Here is a 15,236-nt window from a genome sequence, read left to right on the forward strand (position 1 = left end):
TGCGCCCATGTTGACACGCCTGCCTGCCGTTTTGAATTTCCCCGACCTGTCCCCGATCCTGTTCGAGATCAATCTCGGCCCGGTGCATTTCGCGCTGCATTGGTATGCGCTTGCCTATATCGGCGGCTTCCTGATCGGCTGGTTTCTCATCCTGCGTGCGCTGAGGGCCACGCGGCTCTGGGCCGCCGAGACGCCGCCCTTGACCAAGCCGGAGTTCGAAGACCTGCTGACATGGCTGATCCTGGGCGTGATCGTCGGCGGGCGACTGGGCTATGTGCTGTTTTACAAGCCCGGCTATTACCTCTCGCATCCGATCGAGATCCCGATGGTCTGGCAGGGCGGCATGGCGTTTCACGGCGGGTTTCTCGGCGTCATCGTCGCAGCGCTTCTCTGGGGGTTGCGGCACAAGAAACCGCTTTTGTCGCTGGGCGATCTTCTCGCCATGGCGACGCCGCCGGGATTGTTGCTTGGGCGGATCGCGAATTTCGTCAATGCCGAGCTTTGGGGCAAACCTTGGGATGGCCCTTGGGCGGTGATCTTCCCCGGCGAGGCGGCGCAGGCCTGTGCCAATGTCGGGCCGCTTTGCGCCCGCCATCCCTCACAGCTTTACGAGGCGGGGATGGAGGGGCTGATCCTCGGCCTGTTGCTTTTAATCCTCGTCTGGGACGCCAAGGCCTTCAAACGGCCGGGCCTGATCATGGGGCTGTTCTTCGCGGGCTATGGCGTGTCGCGGTTCATCGTCGAGATTTTCCGCCAACCCGATGCGCAATTCGTCACCGCCGCCAATCCCAATGGCACGGTCTTTCTCGGGCTTCAGATGGGCCAGCTCCTGTCCCTCCCGATGATCCTGCTCGGCCTCTTCTTCATGCTGCGCGCCAAACGCACATGACCGCCCTGAAAGACATCCTGATCCGCCGCATCGCCCAGACCGGGCCGATCTCTTTGGCGGACTATATGGCCGAGTGCCTGCTTCATCCGGAGCACGGCTATTACACCACCCGCGACCCGCTGGGCGCGCAGGGCGATTTCACCACCGCGCCGGAAATCAGTCAGATGTTCGGCGAGCTTCTGGGGCTTTGCCTTGCCCAAAGCTGGCTCGATCAAAGCGCGCCCTCGCCCTTTGTACTGGCCGAAATTGGCCCCGGTCGCGGCACCCTGATGGCCGATATCTTGCGCGCCACGCGGGGCGTTCCGGGGTTCCACGCGGCGATGCAAGTGCATCTGATCGAGGCCTCTCCTACGTTGCGTGCCGTGCAAAATGAGCGGCTTGCGGGCTATGAGGTCACATGGTGCGATCAGGTGTCCGATCTGCCCGAGGCGCCTCTGTGGCTCATCGCCAATGAGTTTTTCGACGCACTGCCGATCCGGCAATTCACCCGCAAGGGGGCCGGATGGGCAGAAACACAAGTCGGGCTGAAGGACGGTGCGCTGACCCTCGGTCTCGCCACGCCCGCGCCCTTCGCCGATCTCGCGCAGCGTCTCAGTGACACAAAAGACGGCGACGTGGTCGAAATTTGCCCCGCCGCCGCGCCCATCGTCGCGGAGATCGCCACGCGTATCGCCCGAGGCGGCGCGGCGATCTTTATCGATTATGGCGACTGGCGCAGCCTCGGCGATACGTTTCAGGCGCTTGAAGCCCATGAGAGTGTCGATCCGCTCGCCCGCCCCGGTCAGGCCGATCTGACCGCCCATGTGGATTTCGAAGCCCTGAGCCTTGCCGCCCACGCGTCCGGTGTCGTCGCCTCCCGGATGATCCCGCAAGGCGCGCTTCTGGCTCGCCTCGGCATTGCGACCCGCGCGGAGGCGCTTGCGCGAAATCTGAGCGGTGCTGCCCTCGAAACCCACAAGAGTGCATTTGAGCGGTTGACCTCGCCCACAGAAATGGGAACCCTTTTCAAAGCGCTGGCGCTTGCACCCGCCCCCGCTTTGCTGCCCCCGGGATTTGACGCATGACACTCGACATCATCACCTCCGACGCGCTCTCCGGCATCCGGCACGGGTTCTTCACCCGCAAGGGCGGCGCCTCATCCGGCGTGTTCGAAGGGCTCAACTGCGGCCTCGGGTCCACCGATCAGGCCGATATCGTCAAGATCAACCGCAGCCGCGCGGCGCAGGCACTGGATCTCGGGCTTGAGGCGCTCTGCGCAGCCAATCAGGTGCATTCTGCCGATGTCGCCCGCATCGACGCACCACAGAACGGCCCCGCGCCGAAGGTGGACGCGCTGGTCACCGACCAGCCGGGGCTGGCTCTGGTGATTCTCACCGCCGATTGTCAGCCGGTGTTGTTTGCCGACCGCGAGGCCGGTGTGATCGGCGCGGCACATGCCGGGTGGAAGGGCGCGATTGCGGGCGTGCTCGAAGAGACACTCGACGCGATGGAGGCGCTTGGCGCCACACGCGGCAATATTTCCGCCGTCATCGGGCCGACGATTTCGCAACGCGCCTATGAGGTCGGCCCTGAGTTTTTCGAAGATTTCCTCGCGGAAGCTCCCGAAAATGGCCGTTTTTTCACCAACGGCGAAGGGGATCGCTATCTCTTCGACCTTCCGGCCTATGGGTTGCACCGTCTGCGTCAGGCCGGGGTCGGTCACGCGGAATGGACCCGGCATTGCACCTATTCCGATCCGGAGCGTTTCTATTCCTACCGCCGCTCGGTGCATCGCAAAGAAGCCGATTACGGGCGACTCATCTCACTCATCCGTCTTTGAAACCTGCCTCTATCCTTTGAGGCAGGAATGGGGCTGAAAACTGCCCCATTTTCGCCCAAAACAATGCGCCTCATCTTTTCCATTGCTTCCAAAACACATGGATTAACCTTAATTTTCTTAAGGTTAATGAGCACTCACTCTGAAAAAGGCCGACACGCGCAATTGCGAGGCATTCCCTGACACTTTCTACCCGGCCCGCCCCATTTTCGCCGAAGCGCCCCGGCATATTGTTCTCAACACCGAAACAGACGCCGCAACAGTAAGGACACCTGTCATTCCTGCGGCTCAGGTCACGAGAGAGGCAGATATGAAAAACCGTCGCTGGATGAAATCGATGATCGCCGAGGCCAAAAAGACTGAAGTCGAAATGCCTTGGGTCCGTGGTGCCCGCCGCACCGCTTTCATCGTGAAGAAAGCCGGCAAACCGACGCTGCGCCGCTCAGCCTGAGCCCGTCCGGCACGGCGATTCGCGTCCTGAAGCTTCCCCGAGGCACGACAGGCGCAGCATTGACCCGACACAAAGAAACAAAGCGACGGCGGACCGGGCGACTGGTTCCGCCGTTAACTGTAATTAGCTAAAATTTTTGACAATCCTGCCGTAAATCTGAGATCGTATCGGAACTGTTATCGGTGGGGGCCGACACAGTAAGAGGTTTCCGATGTCGCAGCCCCTGTCTGGCTCTTTGGCCGGATCGCACTTGAGCGCCGAGCGCCGTGCCCTTCCGCAACCGCTGCCCCATGCTCTGGACCATATGTCCGGCTCCGGCCTCGCCACAGTGCAGCCGAAAGCCGCTTGGACCGTGCGCCGCGCCCGCCCGGTAGAGCGCCATGTGCAAGCGCTGCGCCGCTACGACATTCTCTGGCGCGCACCGAATGGTGACATTTGCGAAACGCCGCAAAACGCCCCCGCACTCCCCGTGTTCGAAGCCGCCTTCAACGCTTTTGCACGCGGCGCGCTGATCCCGACCGTCGCGGGACCTGTGGCGATCGAGGACCTGCTGCCCGGCGACAAGGTAGTGACGATCGACAATGGCGTACAACGGGTCGAATGGATCGGCTCCAAAATGCTCGACACCCACGGCACGCGTGCACCCGAAGCCCGTGCCGAACGGCTCTATCGCATCACCGCCGACACATTCGGCCTCGGTCGTCCGTCGCCCGACCTGATGCTGGGCGGTGGTGCGCGCTACCTGTTGCAGGCGGATGCCCTGAAATCCTGGCTTGGCACCGCGCAGGCGCTGGCCCCGATCACCGGCATGGTCGACGGGGTGTCCGTGATCGAGATCACGCCAATCTCCACCGTGCGCAGCTATCACCTCGTGCTCGAACGGCACAGCCTGATCCGGGTCAACGGGGTCGAGCTTGAAAGTTACCACCCCGGGACCAGCGCCACCGGGCAATTGCAGGGCGATCTGCGCGCGCGCTTCATGGCATTGTTCCCGCATCTCGGAACCCTCGGCGATTTCGGTGCGCTGGCATATCCGCGCCTCACGCCCGGCGATCTTCTGGAGCTGATGTTCCGCTAAATCTTTCCACGACCGGTCTTCCCTCCGACCGGTCTTCCACGAAAAACGGCCCTGCCAGAAGGCGGGCCGTTTTTTCATGTAGATGCCAAAAGATCAGGCGTTCTGAGCCAGCCGCGCTTCGAGCACATCGAAGGGCACACCCGGTTCGTCCTTGGCGCAGCGGATCACCAGCGAGGTCTTAACCGACGCGACGTTTTCCGTCGACAGGAGCTCACCGGTCAGAAAGCTCTGGAAGGTCGAGAGATCGGGGGCGACGCATTTCAGGATGAAATCCACCTCTCCGTTCAGCATATGGCACTCACGCACCAGCGACCATTCCCGGCATTTCGCCTCGAACTTGGACAAATCCACTTCCGCCTGGCTTTGCAAACCCACCATGGCGAACACCTGCACCTCGAAGTTCAGCGCACGGGTGTCCACCACGGCGTGATAGCCCTTGATGAAGCCGCTTTCCTCAAGCGTGCGCACCCGGCGCAGACAGGGCGGTGCGGAAATCCCCACCCGGCGCGCCAGTTCGACGTTGGTCATCCGCCCGTCGGCTTGCAATTCCGCAAGAATTTTCCGGTCGATTTCGTCGAGTTTATGTGAGGGCATCTGTCTTCCGCCTTGGCCTGATAAGGCCCTTAATTCCATAGATGTGCGCAAACCGGCATTTGCGCGCAATATTCTTTCTCATTATAGCAAGAAAGTTTCAAGAGGATTTCGCGTGAGCAATGTGCGGCAAACGGGCATTCCCCCATCGACTGCCCATTTTTTCACCGCGGCTGTGCGTCGCACAGGGTTTGCGTCGCCGCCCGGCGGTGTCTATATCGAAGCCAACAGCAAAGACAACACGCAAAAATGGGGTCCCGACATGGCGGACACGAAACACACCAAAGTTCTGATTATCGGCTCCGGTCCTGCGGGCTATACCGCTGGCGTTTATGCCGCGCGCGCGATGCTCTCGCCGATCCTCGTGCAAGGGATGGAGCCGGGCGGCCAGCTCACCACCACCACCGAGGTTGAAAACTTCCCCGGCTACACCGAAGTGCAGGGTCCGGAGCTGATGGTCAAAATGGAAGAGCATGCCCGCGCGATGGGAACGGAGATCATCTCCGATCTGATCGTCGAGCTCGACACCGAGAGCCGTCCGTTCGTGGCCAAGGGCGACAGCGGCACGATCTACACGGCGGACGCGGTGATCCTCGCGACGGGCGCGCGCGCCAAATGGCTGAACCTGCCGACCGAAGAACAGTTCAAGGGCTACGGCGTCTCCGCCTGCGCCACCTGTGACGGGTTCTTCTATCGCAACATGGAGATCGTCGTGATCGGCGGCGGCAACACCGCTGTGGAAGAGGCGCTGTTCCTGACGAATTTCGCCTCGAAAGTGACGCTGATCCACCGTCGCGACAGCCTGCGTGCCGAAAAAATCCTGATCGACCGCCTGATGAAGAACGAAAAGATCGTGCCGCTCTGGGACAATGAGCTGGTCGAAGTTTATGGCGACGAGGCCCCGATGAAGGGCGTAAACGGCGTCAAGGCCCGCAACGTCAAGACCGGCGAGATCACCGACATTCCAGCGAAAGGCGTGTTCGTTGCCATCGGACACGCCCCCGCCAATGAGTTGGTGAAAGACAAGTTGGAGCTGCACAATGGCGGCTATGTTTCGGTGAAACCGGGCTCGACGGAAACCTCCATCCCCGGCATTTTCGCCGCAGGCGATCTGACCGACCACAAATACCGTCAGGCCGTGACCTCGGCAGGTATGGGCTGTATGGCGGCGCTCGACGCCGAGCACTGGCTCGCCGCACAAGAGTGAGCACCACTCTGCTCACCGTCTACCGTCTGGTCGTTCCGGGGCAAAACCCGGAACGGCCCGTTTCCTCTCCAGAGGGCCGTTTTCACCACGACGGCCAGCCAGCGATCTACACCTCCCTGACCCCGGAAGGTACTCGCGTCGCCATTGCGCGCTATGCCGGTGACGGGGTCGAACGCGATCTCTGGACGCTTGAGATCGCCGTCTCGCATCTGAGCGATCACAGCGGCGACCCAGCACTCTCGGTCGTCTGGCAGGACCTCCGCCAAACAGGCGCCGCATCCCCGACATGGCAGTTATCGGACAAAGCCCGCGCAGAGGGGGCGGAGGCCATGCTCTATTCCTCTCGCTCCCGGCCAGACCTCACCCATTGCGTGCTCTTCGAGCCCAAGGTGATCCGGGCGTCACATCGCCTCGCGCTCTGAGGCGCATGCCTGCGGCCATCAAAAAAGCCCCGGCCAAACGGTCGGGGCTTTTCACACATGGCATCCGGCTTTCAGTGGGGGGCCATACGTTTCAGCAGATTGTCCTTGAGGATGAACTGGTGATAGAGCGCCGCCGCGACATGGGCGATGATCAGCAGAAGCGTCAGGTTCACCAGAACCTCATGGGCGTCGCCTGCGGCATGAATGCCAAGGAACCAGGCGGCCCCACCGGCAGCGGGCGTCGCGATCATCGCGGCATAAAGCAGGAAATGCACCCCGTGCGCAGCTTTCTCCATCAGCGGGTGCGGTGCGGGCGGCAAGGCGGGCGCCCCCTGAATCAGCCGCACCACGAGCCGGATGATCATCAGAATCAGCGTCGTCACGCCGACGATCACATGCAGCTTCGCAGTGGTGTTGTCGTTCACTCCGGTCTCGGTGAACGTGCGCAACGCCCGCCCCATACCGTCCGAGACCACGTAGTTGAAGGCGAAGGTCAGCACCACCGCCCAGTGCAGGATCTTTTGCAGCCCGCTGTAAGATTGGGAAACTTTCATATTGCTCGCTTTCTGGCTCGCCTCCCGGGGTTCGTCTCCCGGTCGATACTCCGAAGCTAGGCCCCGTTTCAGGCCCCGGCAAATGCCTTTCGCGTGAAATATGCCGGCTTATAACCTGGGTTTAGCCGCGTGGGGCGCAAACTGCGCTCACCCCTGCCAGTGGCGTGGCTCCGTCAAGTCTCGATTGAAACGGGTCTCAGGGTCATCGCCCCCCCAAAGCCCATATTCGCGCCGGAAATATTCGATGCAAAGCGTATCCGCCTCAGCTCGCCCATGCCCTTGGTAAACAAAATCCGCCAGAGCCTCCGCCCCCCGGTTATGACCGAACCGCAACGTGTTCGTCGGGCGCCAGATACCATGACCGTTCTTGGTGAAATGTCCGGACAGCCAAGGGTCGTCCACCGTCCAGAGAATCTCGGGAATGTCATACATGTCGGGCGTGAAGAACGACGGTCGAACCAGAACCCCACCAAAGCCTTCGGCAATGTCGATGTAGCCAGGCGTCCCGAGGAAGGCGCGTTTCTGGCGCAATCCTGTCCGCAACCGCCACAACCGGTAATGCCAGTCCTTGCGTTGCCGCATCGCCCGCGGCTGAAAACTGCGCGGAAAAGTGTAACAGGGATTGGCCAGCCTTTCGTTGAGGTTATAGCCCATGTTGGCGATCACATCATTGGGATGCGCCTCGGCCGCCATCCCGAGCTTGAAAAGCAGCTCCGGCTCATAGCGTTGATCGTCATCGCAAAAGAACAGCAACACGTCCTGTCCGGCATACTCCTGTGCTGCGGGCAGGATTTTTGTCGCCGGTCCATAGTCCTGCTCGTGCAGGTGAAGCGTCACCCAGTTCGGCAGGTCCGGCAGATCCGTCGCCGGATCGAACGGGAAACGACGATAGCTCTTCGGCAGATCGAGACGAATCTCGCGGATATTGATGTGTTTCTGCGCACGCAGGGACAGCAGAGTCGGCATGAGATCGTTGAACCGAGGCGGGATCGCGGTCAGCGAAACAACGAAATCTTTCATGGCGGTCTTTCCCGAGAGCAAAACTTTCTTTGCCCTTCGGTAGGCCAGCCCCCCCGGCTTTGCAAGAGGGAGGGCCGGGCCGCGTCCTCAGTGCACGTTCACCGGCGCGAAATCGTGCTCTCGCGCGAGCATGAAAGCCAGATGGCGATTGGCGACCAGCGCCAGACGCGTGCCATCGGCACCGTTCACCGAATAGATATGGTCGAGCCCCCCGGCCTGCGCCTGCACCTCTTCGGGCAGATCGGCCACGGCAACTGAACGGACATAGACGATTTTCTCCTCGCCCCCCTCAGAGGGCAGATGCGGATAGCGCGTATTCATGGCTTACCCCTTCCTGATCTGAATGGTCTGTACGATGGTGTCGGGCACGGCCCGGGTCAGGTCGATGTGCAAAAGCCCGTTTTCCATCGAGGCTCCGGTGACATCGACCCCGTCGGCCAGCACGAAAGAGCGTTGAAACTGACGCCCGGCGATACCCCGGTGCAGGAAGACGCGGGCCTCATCCGCCTCGGGATGACGACCGCGCACGACAAGCTGGCGATCTTCGAGCGTAATGGCGAGATCCTCCTCGGCAAAGCCTGCCACCGCGAGCGTGATCCGGTAGGTATTCTCGGAAGATTGTTCAATGTTATAGGGCGGATAGCCTCCGGCGTCGGATTTCGCCGTGCGCTCCACCAAACGCTCCAACTGGTCAAAACCCAGCAGAAACGGATGGGCGCCAAAGCTTACTTTCGTCATCACCACGTCCTTTCTCAGAAGCGACTGTGTCCGTTACACGGGTCCCGGATGCGGCAACCCTTCCCTGAAAATATGGGGCCAGACGCCACGGGCTTCAAGGCCCTCTCAGAACGCTTTGAGTTTTGAAGATTTCCCGCTAGACTTGAAAAAGCGAACGCCGAAACAACACATAGAGACAACGCGATGAACGTGTCCAACCGTATGGATCATCTGGAGGTGCTCAAGGTCAAACTTGAGATGCTGAAACGCGAGCACCGCGACCTCGACGCCGCAATTGAGGCCATGCAGGAGACAGGCCATCTCGATGCGCTGCGCCTGCAACGGATGAAAAAGCAGAAACTCGCGCTCAAGGACCGGATCGCGCTTCTGGCAGACCAGATCACCCCTGACATCATTGCGTAAGCGCACCGCCTAAAGATTGCGTCTTCGTGCGCATGGGCTATAAGGCGGGAAAGCGACACTTTCCCGGGAGATCAGCCATATGAGCGTCGAAGTCGGCATCATCATGGGCAGCCAGTCGGACTGGCCCACCATGAAACGCGCAGCGGACATTCTGGATGAATTGGGCGTGCCCTATGAGGCCAAGATCGTCTCCGCCCACCGCACACCGGACCGGCTCTGGAGCTATGGCAAGGAAGCCGCCGGGCGCGGTCTCAAGGTGATCATCGCGGGCGCTGGCGGGGCCGCGCATTTGCCGGGCATGATGGCTTCCAAAACCCGCGTGCCTGTCATTGGCGTCCCGGTTCAGACCCGGGCACTGTCGGGCGTCGACAGCCTCTATTCCATCGTGCAAATGCCCAAGGGCTTCCCGGTTGCCACCATGGCCATCGGCGAGGCCGGTGCGGCCAATGCGGGTCTGATGGCGGCGGGCATTCTCGCCACTGCGGACCCGGCGCTGGCCGAACGCCTCGACGCCTGGCGCGACGCCCTGTCTGCTTCCATCCCCGATGAGCCCACGGATGAGTGACGCAATGACTGACGTACAAACCCTCGGCCCGAACGCAACCATCGGCATTCTGGGCGGCGGGCAGCTGGGTCGGATGCTTTCCGTTGCCGCCTCCCGCCTCGGGTTCAAAACCCATATCTATGAGCCGGGCGCCAACCCGCCTGCGGGGCATGTCGCCGACACCGTCACCACCGCGCCCTATGAAGACGAGGCGGCGCTCCGTGCCTTTGCCGAAAACGTCGATGTGGTGACCTATGAGTTCGAGAACGTGCCGACCTCGGCACTCGATCTGATCGAGTCGATCGTGCCGATCCGCCCGAACCGCAAGGCTTTGGCCGTGTCGCAGGACCGTCTGGTGGAGAAGAATTTTCTCTCCGATCTCGGTCTCCAAGTCGCCCCCTTCGCTGCGGTGGATAACGATGTCGATCTCGCCGAAGCGCTCTTGGACATTGGTGCGCCTGCGATCCTCAAGACCCGCCGTTTTGGTTATGACGGCAAGGGGCAGGCCCGGATCATGGACCTGTCCGAAGCGGATCAGGCGCTTACCGATATGGCCGGAGCGCCCGCGATCCTCGAAGGGTTCATAAGCTTTACCCATGAGGTCTCGGTGATTGCCGCGCGTGGTCAGGCGGGGGATATCTCCTGTTTCGATCCGGGTGAAAACGTGCACAAATCCGGCATTCTGCACACCACCACCGTGCCCGCACGGCTGACACCCGCACAACGCACCGATGCCGTACTTTTGGCAGCCAAAATCCTGAACGCGCTGGATTATGTCGGCGTGATGGGGGTCGAGCTTTTCGTCACCCCCGGCGGCCTCGTGGTCAACGAGATCGCACCCCGCGTGCACAATTCCGGCCATTGGACGCAAAACGGTTGCGTCATCGACCAGTTCGAACAACACATCCGCGCCGTGGTCGGCTGGCCTCTGGGGGATGGCAAACGGCATTCCAACGTCGAGATGCTGAACCTCATCGGCGACGATGTGGATCGCATCCCGGAGTTTGCGAAAGACGGCTCCGTGGCGATCCATCTTTATGGCAAGGCGGATGTGAAACCGGGCCGTAAGATGGGCCATGTGAACAAGATTACGGGAGCGGCCTGATCCGCTGCGGGCCGTGCCCTTGACTCTTCGGCCCGCAGGTTCCCTTCTCTGAGGCAACAGAGAAGGACATCCCATGACTCACGCGTTCGACAAGGACCTCGAGGACCGTCTGGTCCGCTATGCCGCCATCGACACCCAAAGCGATGAAGACGCCCCCGGCGCGCCGAGTACCGCGATTCAGCTCGTTCTCCTGCGCCTGCTCGAAACCGAGCTGACCGAGATGGGCGCGTCCAATGTGGAACTGACCGACTACGGCGTGGTTCTGGCGACCATTCCCGGTACCGCCGAAGGCCCCACCGTCGGCTTTCTCGCCCATGTCGACACCGCACCGCAGTTCAACGCCACCGGCGTGAAACCGCGTGTTGTGCGCGGCTATAATGGCGGCGAGATCACCTTTCCGGACAACCCCGATCTGGTGCTGTCTCCCACCGACTTCCCCTATCTCGCCACGAAACAAGGCCATGACATCGTCACCGCCTCCGGCACCACGCTTCTAGGGGCGGATGACAAGGCCGGTGTCGCGATCATCATGACCGCCGCCGAGCACCTTCTGGCCCATCCCGAAATTCCGCACGGTCCGATCCGCATCGCCTTTACCCCCGACGAAGAGATTGGGCGCGGCGTATCGCCCCGGCTCCCGAAAGACCTCGGCGCGGATTTCGCCTATACGTTCGACGGGGGTAAGGTCGGCGAGATCGAGTTCGAAACCTTTTCCGCCGACGCCGCCGAAGTCACCGTCACAGGCGTCTCGATCCATCCCGGTTTTGCCAAGGACAAGATGGTGAACGCCATCCATCTGGCCGCAAAGATCATCCAGACCCTGCCCCATGTCACCATGACGCCGGAGACCACCGACGGGGTGGACGGGTTCATCCATGCCACCGATATGGTGGGCGGTTCGTCCGAAATGAAACTCCGTTTCATCCTGCGCGATTTCGAACGCGAGGGGCTGGCGGCGAAGGGCGCGCTGTTGCAGCAGGTTTGCGATGCGGTGGCCGCAACCGAGCCGCGTGCCACGATCACCTGCGAGATTCGCCCGCAATATCGCAACATGCGCTACTGGCTTGAGAAGGACATGACGCCGGTCGATCTGGCCAATGAGGCCTGTCGCAAGATCGGCCTCGCCCCGGTCTCCGTGCCGATCCGTGGCGGCACCGACGGCTCGCGCCTGACCGAGATGGGGGTGCCTACGCCGAACCTGTTTACCGGGATGCAGAACATCCACGGCCCGCTCGAATGGATTTCGGTTCAGGACATGGCCGTGGCGACCGAACTGTGCCTCACGCTGTCGGAACTGGCGGCGAAACCGGCCTGAGACCTTCCGAAACCACCGAAAAATTCGACGTCACGATCACCGCCTTCGGGCGGTGATCTTTTTTGCGGGCCGCGCGCTGTCACATTTCTGTTTGGAACCACCTGTAAACCTACCTGTGGAAACGTTTCCAAAGCCGAATCTTCCGAGACCGTCGCATGCCGCAAAAGCCCAAAGTCACCATCAAGGATGTTGCCAACCGCGCGGGCTGTGGCGTCGCGACCGCCAGCCGGGTGTTGAACAATTCAGGCCCCGCAAGCGGCGATGTACGAGCCCGCGTCGAACAGGCCGCCCGCGATCTGGGATTTTCCTTCAGCGCATTGGGGCGTGCGCTGCAAAGCAACCGCACGATGACCATCGGCTGCCTCGTCCCCTCCCTTGCAAACCCGGTCTTCGCGGAAGCCGTGCAAGGCGTGCAGGAAGCCTTGGCCGGAAGCGGCTATCAGCTTTTGATCGCAAGTTCGAATTACGACGCGGCGGCGGATGACGAGGCGCTCACAACGCTGATTTCCAAAGGGGTCGATGGCCTGCTCGCCACGCTGGTCGCGCCCAAAGACACGCCCGCGCTCAATCTGGCGCGCGCCCGTGGCATCCCGTTGTCGCTGATGTTTCACGACCCGATCCCCGGTTTTATCACCGCCTATGTCGACAATGAGGCCGCCGCCCGCGAGGTCGCGCGACAATTCGCAATGCGCGGCCATCGCCGCACCGGGTTTCTGGCGCTCAAACTCGCAAGTTCGGATCGCTCACGCAACCGCTACGCGGGCTTTCGTGTCGAGTGCCAAAGCCTTGGCATGGCCGATCCGGTGCTGATCGAACTGACCGAAGCCGAAGCCCGCCAACCGGAGAGGCTCGCAGCCCTTTTGCACGCCCATGCCGATCTCACCGCGATTTTTGCCTCCAACGATTTCCTCGCCATCGCGGTGCAGAAAGCCGCCCGTCTTCTGGGCTGGCGCGTGCCGCACGACCTCTCTGTCGTCGGCTTCGACGGGATCGAGATCGGGCGTCTGCTCGATGTGCCCTTGGCGACCATCGAAACCGCGCCGGAGGCGATGGGACGTCAGGCCGCGCGCACGCTTCTGGATTTGATGCAGGGGGGCGTGCTTGTACAGCCTCCACCCCTGCCCTCCGATTTCCGCGCCGGGGCCACGCTTGCCGCGCCCCGCACGGAAGACCTCGACGACGATCGGGTAGCCGCCCGACCGCCGTCTGTTCCCTCGCTCAAGACCGATCTCAAACAAGGATGAACCCATGAAACATACTGTTCTTTCGGTGCTTTTCGCAACCGCGATCGCCGCACCCGCCCTCGCCGAGGATGCCGTCTGCTACAACTGCCCGCCGCAATGGGCCGACTGGGGCGCCATGCTCGAAGCCATCGAAGCCGAGACCGGTGTGAAGATGCCGCAGGACAACAAGAACTCCGGTCAAACCTATGCCCAGCTCGTCGCCGAACAGGCGAGCCCGGTGGCCGATGTCGCCTATTACGGCGTCACCACCGGCATCAAAGCGGGCAAGGAAGGCCTCGTTGAGCCTTACAAACCGACCGGGTTCGACGACATTCCCGAGGGTCTGAAGGACCCGGAAGGCAACTGGTTCGCCGTGCATTACGGCACCATCGGCTTTTTCGTGAACGTCGATGCTCTGGCCGGTGCGCCGGTGCCGCAATGTTTCGCCGATCTGACCAAGCCCGAATACAAGGGCATGGTCGGCTATCTCGACCCGTCTTCCGCTTTCGTCGGCTATGCCGGTGCCGTGGCGGTGAACCTTGCCAACGGTGGCAACCTCACGGATTTCGACCCGGCCATCGCCTATTTCAAGACGCTTGCCGAGAACGACCCCATCGTGCCGAAGCAGACCTCCTTTGCGCGCGTCGTCTCCGGTGAAATCCCGATCCTGTTCGACTACGATTTCAACGCCTACCGCGCCAAATATGAAGAAGATGGCAATTTCGAATTCGTCCTGCCCTGCGAAGGTTCGGTGCGTGTGCCCTATGTGATGAGCCTCGTGAAAAACGCGCCGCATGCCGAAGCCGGGAAAAAAGCGCTCGATTTCATCCTGTCGGACGCGGGTCAGGCGATCTGGACCAACGCCTATCTGCAACCCGCGCGTCCGGTCGAACTGCCTGCCGAGATCGCCGCGAAATTCCTGCCAGCAAGCGATTATGCCCGCGCCGCTGCCGTCGATTACGCCGCGATGGAACAGGCGCAAGCGGGGTTCGGTGAGCGGTACCTCTCCGAAGTGAAATAAGCCCTGCCTTGGGCGGGGACTTTTCCCCGCCCAACACTTTCCAAAGGACATGTCCGTGACCGCCCGCAGTTTCACCCTCGCCTGCCTCGTGCCGCTGGCGATTTTCACCCTCGCCTTTCTGGCCCTGCCGCTTGCGCGACTGCTCCTCGGCTCCGCCGACAGCGAGGCGGGCTGGGGCATTTACCTGCAAATCCTGCAAACCCCGCGGTATCTCTCGACCCTGCTCCAGACCGTTCTCGTGTCGCTTGCCGTCACCGTCGCGGCGCTGGCAATCTCGACCACGGCGGGGCTGTTTCTGGCGCGCAACCGGTTTCGCGGCCGCGACACGCTGGTGTCGATCCTGACCCTGCCGCTGGCCTTTCCCGGTGTCGTCGTGGGTTTCATGATCATTCTTTTGGGCGGACGCCAAGGCCTGTTCAACCAACTGCTGCCCGGCCATATCGTTTTTGCCTATTCGATCTTCGGGCTGTTCCTCGGCTATCTCTATTTCTCGATTCCGCGGGTACTTTTGACCGTCATGGCGGCGGCGGAAAAGATCGACCCGGCGCTCGAAGAGGCCGCGCGGACGCTCGGCGCGCCGTCCCATCGCGTGGTGATCGACGTGATCCTGCCCGCGCTCGCCCCCGCGATGATCGCGGCAGGGGCCATCGCCTTTGCCACCGCCATGGGGGCCTTTGGCACGGCCTTCACTCTGGCGACCGACATCGACGTCTTGCCCATGGTGATCTACACCGAATTCACCCTGTCGGCGAATTTCGCCATGGCCTCGGCCCTCTCCGTCGTGCTCGGTCTTGTCACATGGGCGATGCTGTTGATCGCCCGAATGTTCTCCGGCACCACCGTGGCGGCAGGAGGCTGAC

The 15,236-nt window shown here is 61.8% G+C and carries 19 protein-coding genes; 14 read left to right on the plus strand and 5 right to left on the minus strand.

The annotated features are described in order from the left end of the window. Positions 1–7: 7 nt before the first annotated feature. From lgt to V1471_RS10245, 5 genes are all read left to right on the plus strand, one after another. Positions 8–889, plus strand: coding sequence for a prolipoprotein diacylglyceryl transferase (lgt, locus tag V1471_RS10225; RefSeq protein ID WP_434288503.1), 882 nt, complete (start codon positions 8–10; stop codon positions 887–889). Beyond that, the gene (locus V1471_RS10230) at positions 886–1,953 is read left to right on the plus strand and encodes a class I SAM-dependent methyltransferase (RefSeq protein WP_434288504.1); all 1,068 of its coding nucleotides are present in this window, start codon (positions 886–888) and stop codon (positions 1,951–1,953) included. Before lgt ends, V1471_RS10230 begins: the two co-directional genes overlap by 4 nt. Then, the gene (gene pgeF, locus V1471_RS10235) at positions 1,950–2,708 is read left to right on the plus strand and encodes a peptidoglycan editing factor PgeF (RefSeq protein ID WP_434288506.1); all 759 of its coding nucleotides are present in this window, start codon (positions 1,950–1,952) and stop codon (positions 2,706–2,708) included. The genes V1471_RS10230 and pgeF overlap by 4 nt, the downstream gene beginning before the upstream one ends. A gap of 307 nt (positions 2,709–3,015) precedes the next feature. Continuing rightward, positions 3,016–3,156, plus strand: a complete 141-nt coding sequence (locus tag V1471_RS10240; RefSeq protein ID WP_434288508.1) for a hypothetical protein — start codon at positions 3,016–3,018, stop codon at positions 3,154–3,156. A gap of 211 nt (positions 3,157–3,367) precedes the next feature. Continuing rightward, positions 3,368–4,234 (plus strand): Hint domain-containing protein, encoded by an 867-nt coding sequence (locus tag V1471_RS10245; protein ID WP_434288510.1) that lies wholly within the window; start codon positions 3,368–3,370, stop codon positions 4,232–4,234. Between the two features lie 93 nt (positions 4,235–4,327). Here the strand turns inward: V1471_RS10245 and V1471_RS10250 are convergent, their stop codons facing one another. Next, positions 4,328–4,828: an Lrp/AsnC family transcriptional regulator gene (locus V1471_RS10250; protein ID WP_434288512.1), complete on the minus strand. Its 501-nt coding sequence runs from the start codon at positions 4,826–4,828 to the stop codon at positions 4,328–4,330. Positions 4,829–5,087: 259 nt separating this feature from the next. Here V1471_RS10250 and trxB point away from each other — a divergent pair, with 259 nt between their 5' ends. Further along, entirely contained in the window at positions 5,088–6,032 is a 945-nt protein-coding gene (gene trxB, locus V1471_RS10255; RefSeq protein ID WP_434288513.1) for a thioredoxin-disulfide reductase, read from the plus strand. Next, positions 6,029–6,454 (plus strand): RES family NAD+ phosphorylase, encoded by a 426-nt coding sequence (locus V1471_RS10260; RefSeq protein ID WP_434288515.1) that lies wholly within the window; start codon positions 6,029–6,031, stop codon positions 6,452–6,454. Before trxB ends, V1471_RS10260 begins: the two co-directional genes overlap by 4 nt. Positions 6,455–6,525: 71 nt before the next feature. On the opposite strand, the gene V1471_RS10265 is transcribed toward V1471_RS10260, so the two are convergent. From V1471_RS10265 to V1471_RS10280, 4 genes are all read right to left on the minus strand, one after another. Beyond that, the gene (locus V1471_RS10265) at positions 6,526–7,008 is read right to left on the minus strand and encodes a cytochrome b (RefSeq protein WP_434288517.1); all 483 of its coding nucleotides are present in this window, start codon (positions 7,006–7,008) and stop codon (positions 6,526–6,528) included. Positions 7,009–7,155: 147 nt separating this feature from the next. After that, positions 7,156–8,028 carry a glycosyltransferase family 2 protein gene (locus V1471_RS10270; RefSeq protein ID WP_434288519.1) on the minus strand — a complete coding sequence of 291 codons (873 nt, stop codon included), beginning with the start codon at positions 8,026–8,028 and terminating at the stop codon, positions 7,156–7,158. Positions 8,029–8,115: 87 nt separating this feature from the next. Next, positions 8,116–8,349 carry a DUF1150 family protein gene (locus V1471_RS10275; RefSeq protein WP_434288521.1) on the minus strand — a complete coding sequence of 78 codons (234 nt, stop codon included), beginning with the start codon at positions 8,347–8,349 and terminating at the stop codon, positions 8,116–8,118. Between the two features lie 3 nt (positions 8,350–8,352). Further along, a complete protein-coding gene (locus V1471_RS10280) occupies positions 8,353–8,766 on the minus strand; it encodes an Hsp20 family protein (protein WP_434288523.1) in 414 nt (137 codons plus the stop codon). Between the two features lie 183 nt (positions 8,767–8,949). Here V1471_RS10280 and V1471_RS10285 point away from each other — a divergent pair, with 183 nt between their 5' ends. The 7 genes from V1471_RS10285 (at position 8,950) to V1471_RS10315 (ending at position 15,235) form a co-directional block, all read left to right on the plus strand. Next, positions 8,950–9,168 (plus strand): YdcH family protein, encoded by a 219-nt coding sequence (locus V1471_RS10285; protein WP_434288524.1) that lies wholly within the window; start codon positions 8,950–8,952, stop codon positions 9,166–9,168. Positions 9,169–9,247: 79 nt separating this feature from the next. Then, positions 9,248–9,733 (plus strand): 5-(carboxyamino)imidazole ribonucleotide mutase, encoded by a 486-nt coding sequence (gene purE, locus V1471_RS10290; protein ID WP_434288526.1) that lies wholly within the window; start codon positions 9,248–9,250, stop codon positions 9,731–9,733. Between the two features lie 4 nt (positions 9,734–9,737). Further along, on the plus strand, positions 9,738–10,817 hold the full coding sequence (locus V1471_RS10295) for a 5-(carboxyamino)imidazole ribonucleotide synthase (RefSeq protein ID WP_434288528.1): 1,080 nt from the start codon (positions 9,738–9,740) through the stop codon (positions 10,815–10,817). Positions 10,818–10,890: 73 nt separating this feature from the next. Beyond that, positions 10,891–12,132 carry a peptidase T gene (pepT, locus tag V1471_RS10300; protein WP_434288529.1) on the plus strand — a complete coding sequence of 414 codons (1,242 nt, stop codon included), beginning with the start codon at positions 10,891–10,893 and terminating at the stop codon, positions 12,130–12,132. A gap of 155 nt (positions 12,133–12,287) precedes the next feature. After that, a complete protein-coding gene (locus tag V1471_RS10305) occupies positions 12,288–13,376 on the plus strand; it encodes a LacI family DNA-binding transcriptional regulator (RefSeq protein WP_434288531.1) in 1,089 nt (362 codons plus the stop codon). A 4-nt stretch (positions 13,377–13,380) separates the two neighbouring features. Next, a complete protein-coding gene (locus tag V1471_RS10310; protein WP_434288533.1) occupies positions 13,381–14,376 on the plus strand; it encodes an ABC transporter substrate-binding protein in 996 nt (331 codons plus the stop codon). A gap of 49 nt (positions 14,377–14,425) precedes the next feature. Further along, entirely contained in the window at positions 14,426–15,235 is an 810-nt protein-coding gene (locus V1471_RS10315; RefSeq protein WP_434288535.1) for an ABC transporter permease, read from the plus strand. Position 15,236: the final 1 nt, after the last annotated feature.

The sequence above is a fragment of the Celeribacter sp. SCSIO 80788 genome, assembly GCF_051054295.1.
GTDB lineage: Bacteria > Pseudomonadota > Alphaproteobacteria > Rhodobacterales > Rhodobacteraceae > Celeribacter.